The sequence below is a fragment of the Arthrobacter sp. Y3223164 genome (genome assembly GCF_059091005.1).
The window spans coordinates 1-3,852 of sequence record NZ_JBNHGF010000277.1; the positions used below are offsets into that span (position 1 = coordinate 1).

3 protein-coding genes are annotated in these 3,852 nt (G+C 68.4%); 1 reads left to right on the forward strand and 2 read right to left on the reverse strand.

The window, feature by feature from the left end:
• Positions 1–61 precede the first annotated feature (61 nt).
• Positions 62–724 (reverse strand): LLM class flavin-dependent oxidoreductase, encoded by a 663-nt coding sequence (locus tag AC5RUJ_RS12500; protein WP_494155934.1) that lies wholly within the window; start codon positions 722–724, stop codon positions 62–64.
• 163 nt (positions 725–887) lie between these two features.
• Here AC5RUJ_RS12500 and AC5RUJ_RS12505 point away from each other — a divergent pair, with 163 nt between their 5' ends.
• The gene (locus AC5RUJ_RS12505) at positions 888–2,921 is read left to right on the forward strand and encodes an acyl-CoA dehydrogenase family protein (RefSeq protein ID WP_494155935.1); all 2,034 of its coding nucleotides are present in this window, start codon (positions 888–890) and stop codon (positions 2,919–2,921) included.
• A gap of 14 nt (positions 2,922–2,935) precedes the next feature.
• Here the strand turns inward: AC5RUJ_RS12505 and AC5RUJ_RS12510 are convergent.
• Positions 2,936–3,852, reverse strand: a 917-nt coding sequence (locus AC5RUJ_RS12510; protein ID WP_494155936.1) for a hypothetical protein, incomplete at its 5' end; no start/stop codon positions are given.

Consider the following 3,852-nt stretch of genomic DNA (forward strand, 5'->3'; position numbering starts at 1 on the left):
AGCGCCGCGGCTTCGTGTTCCAGGCTGGTGAAATTTACGGTGGATCCCGCTCCGCATGGGATTACGGGCCGCTCGGCGTCGAGCTGAAGGAAAACATGTGCCGGACGAAGTGCTGCGGACCGGAGAGCAGTGCCAGGTACAGCGGCAGCCCCAGGCGTCCGGCCCGCTCGAAGGAAGAAGGCGTGCCGCCCACGCCGACCCAGACCGGAAGCCTCTCTTGCAGCGGCCGCGGCGACACGTCCATGCCCCGGATGCTGTGATGGTAGGTGCCGTTCCAGGTCAGGTTCTCCTGTCCGCGGGCGGCCAGCAGCAACTGAAGCTTCTCTTCGAACAGTCCGTCATAGTCGGCCGTGTCGTACCCGAACAGCGGGTAGGACTCGGTGAAGGCGCCGCGGCCGGCAATGACCTCGGCGCGTCCGCCGGAGAGCAGATCCAGCGTGGCGAACTGCTCGAAGAGGCGCACCGGGTCCTGGGTGGACAGCACGGTCACCGCCGTGGCCAGACGCAGGTTGGTGGTCTCGCGGGCGATGGCAGCCAGGACGATTTCCGGCGCCGAAATGGCGAAGTCCTTGCGGTGGTGCTCGCCCAGCCCGAGGAACGAGATGCCCGCCTGGTCGGCAATCTTGGCCAGCTGGACCAGTTCCTCCAGGCGCTGGCGGGGCGACAGCGACTCCCCGCCCGGGCCGCGCGTTAATTCGCCGAAGGTAAAAATGCCGAAGTCCATGGTGCTCCCGGGGTTGCGTGCAATAACTAATTAGTTGAAGCTTCAGCTATTCGCAGTTATTCCCGTTCTCAAAATCCTCCCTCGGCAAAAGCGCTACCGGGCAGTAACATGAGGGGACAGCACAGGGCCTGGCGCCCGCAGGCCCGCGTCGAAGGGGACTGCCATGAGCGCCGAGACCGACCAGACAACTGCCGCCCGCACAGCCGCTGCCGGAACGAAGGCCGGGAACGCCGGCACGGCGCCCGACGCAGGACCATTGCCGGCCGAAGCAGGGACAGCCGGACCGGCCGAGACCGGCGAGCGCGAGGCGAGGGAACTCGCCGAGGCAGCCCGCGAAACCGAATGGAACCGGCCGAGTTTCGCCAAGGGCCTGTACATGGGCCGCTTCGACCTGGACCTGATCCATCCACATCCGCTGCCGGCTCCGTCCGAGCGCGAGGCCGGCGAAGCGTTTTTGGCGACGCTGGCGGAGTTCGCCCGGACCATGGACGGGGCGCGGATCGAGCGTGAGGCGAGAATCCCCGACGAGTACCTGGCCGGTCTGGCCGGGATCGGAGCGTTCGGCATCAAGATCCCGGTCGAATACGGCGGCCTCGGACTGTCGTTGCTGTACTACGGCCGCGCCCTGATGCTGCTGGGTTCCGTGCACCCCTCGCTCGGCGCGCTGCTCTCGGCCCACCAGTCCATTGGCGTGCCCGAGCCGGTAAAAGTCTTCGGCACCGAGGCGCAAAAGCGCGAATACCTGCCCCGCTGCGCGGCCGGCGCCGTGACGGCGTTCCTGCTGACCGAGCCCGACGTCGGCTCCGACCCCGCCCGCCTGGGCACCACCGCGACCCTCACCGAGGACGGCGACGCGTACCTGCTCAACGGCAGCAAGCTGTGGACCACGAACGGCGTGATCGCGGAACTGGTAGTGGTGATGGCCAAGGTGCCGGAGCATGACGGCCAGCGCGGCGGCATCTCCGCTTTCGTGGTGGAAGCGGATTCCCCCGGGATCACGGTGGAAAACCGCAACGCCTTCATGGGCCTGAGGGGCATCGAAAACGGCGTGACCCGGTTCGACAACGTCCGCGTCCCCGCAGCCAACCGCCTGGGCCGTGAAGGCCAGGGCCTGAAGATCGCCCTGACCACGCTGAATACCGGGCGCCTGTCCATTCCCGCGCTCTGCGCCGCGAACGGCAAGTGGTCCCTGAAGATCGCCCGCGAATGGTCCAATGCGCGGGTCCAGTGGGGCAAACCCGTGGGCAAGCACGAAGCGGTCGGCAAGAAGATCGCCTTCATCGCCGCGGGCTCCTTCGCTCTCGACGCGGTTTTTGAGCTGTCTGCCGGGCTCGCGGATGCCGGCATGAAGGACATCCGGATTGAAGCGGCGCTGGCCAAGCTGTGGTCCAGCGAATCCGCCTTCAGGATTGCCGACGAACTGGTCCAGATCCGCGGTGGCCGGGGTTACGAGACCGCCGCGTCTCTGGCTGCCCGCGGCGAGCGCGCCGTTCCGGCGGAACAAGCGTTCCGCGACATGCGGATCAACCGGATCTTCGAAGGCTCTACCGAAATCATGCACCTGCTGATTGCCCGCGAGGCCGTCGACGCCCACCTGGCCGCGGCCGGCGACCTGGCCTCGCCCGACGCAGACGCCCGGGCCAAGGCGCAGGCGGCCCTGGGCGCCAGCGGCTTCTACGCCAGCTGGCTTCCCCGGCTGCTCGCCGGCCGCGGCATGAACCCGCGGTCGTACAGCGAGTTCGGCCTGCTGGCCCGGCACCTGCGGTTCATCGAACGGTCCTCCCGCCGGCTGGCCCGGCAGACGTTCCTCGGGATGGGCCGGTGGCAGGCCGGGTTGGAAAAGCGGCAGGCCTTTTTGGGCAGGATCGTGGATATCGGCGCCGAACTCTTTGCCATGGCCGCCTGCTGCAGCCACGCCGAAATGCTGCGCAGCCGGGACGCCGCCCAGGGCAGGTCGGCCTACCAGCTGGCCGACGCCTTCTGCCTGCAGGCCCGGCAACGGATCGGCCACCTCTTCGATGACCTCTGGCGCAATTCCGATTCCAGCGACGGCCGGCTGGCCTCGCACGTGCTCGCGGGCGACTACACCTGGCTGGAAACCGGCGTGCTGGACCCGTCCGAGGGCACCGGACCGTGGATTTCCGGGCGCCCGGGCGGCGCCTCCGCCAAGGAAAACCTGCACCGCTCCTACCGCTGATTCCCCGTCTGGGGTCAGAGCAAGGGCCACACCCGGCGCTCCCTGTCGAAAACGTCCCAGGCCCGCGGCACCAGGCCCAGCGACACCTCGCACATCCGCCGCAGCTGCTGCATGCTCCCTGGGCGGAACTCCTCGATCCCGGAGTCGCTGAACGGATCCGGGTACCGGACCCCCTGTGCGGATGCCCACTGAAGCCCGTGCGAATGCCCGCTGCAGAACTGCCAGACATACATCAACGACGGCGGCAGGTCCCCCTCCCGCAGGTCCTTCAGGATCGAAGTCTGCGTACGGTTCTTGGTGGCGTAGCCCCAAGAACCGTCGGCCTTGGCGGCGAAAATCGGCGGCAGCTGCAGCGACTCGGCGGCCTCGTTGACCGCGCCGCGGAGCCCGTCGAAGTAATCCATGGCCCGGGCATGCCGCTCCGGCCGCAGGTCACCCAGATACGCATCCCAGAACGACGCGGCGTTGAAGACGTCGCGGGCAATGAGAACCAGGCCACGCCGCGCCCGCTCCGTGCCTTCTTCCGGCTGGAGTGCCCACAGCACCGTGGAGGTGCATTCGATGACCGTCCGCACCAGCGAGTACGGCGAGTGCGTGTGCACCCGGTACGACGTTGTTCCGTGCTCCCCCGGTTCCTCGAACAGCAGCCGGCGCAGCGCCAGCACATTGTCCGTCGCCGCGGCCAAGGACTGGTTCAGCAGGCTGCTCACGCTGTGGACCGCGGCGAATTGATCGTCCAGCAGCGCCAGCGCGGACCCCTGCTCGACGGCGGCCCCGTCCCGCAGCAGCCATGGCTCAAGGTCGCGCAGCATCTGCAGGACGGCCAGGGCCGCTCGGCTCTCCGGATCCGCTCCGAAGACCGAGCGCACCGGGCCGCAGGAGGCACCGCCGTCGTCCATTGGGCCATGGTAGCGCCGCCCACCGCCGGGCC

Coding starts and splice junctions, on each gene's coding strand:
- AC5RUJ_RS12500 (WP_494155934.1), bottom strand. CDS start 724: ATGGACTTCGGCATTTTTACCTTCGGCGAATTAACGCGCGGCCCGGGC.
- AC5RUJ_RS12505 (WP_494155935.1), top strand. CDS start 888: ATGAGCGCCGAGACCGACCAGACAACTGCCGCCCGCACAGCCGCTGCC.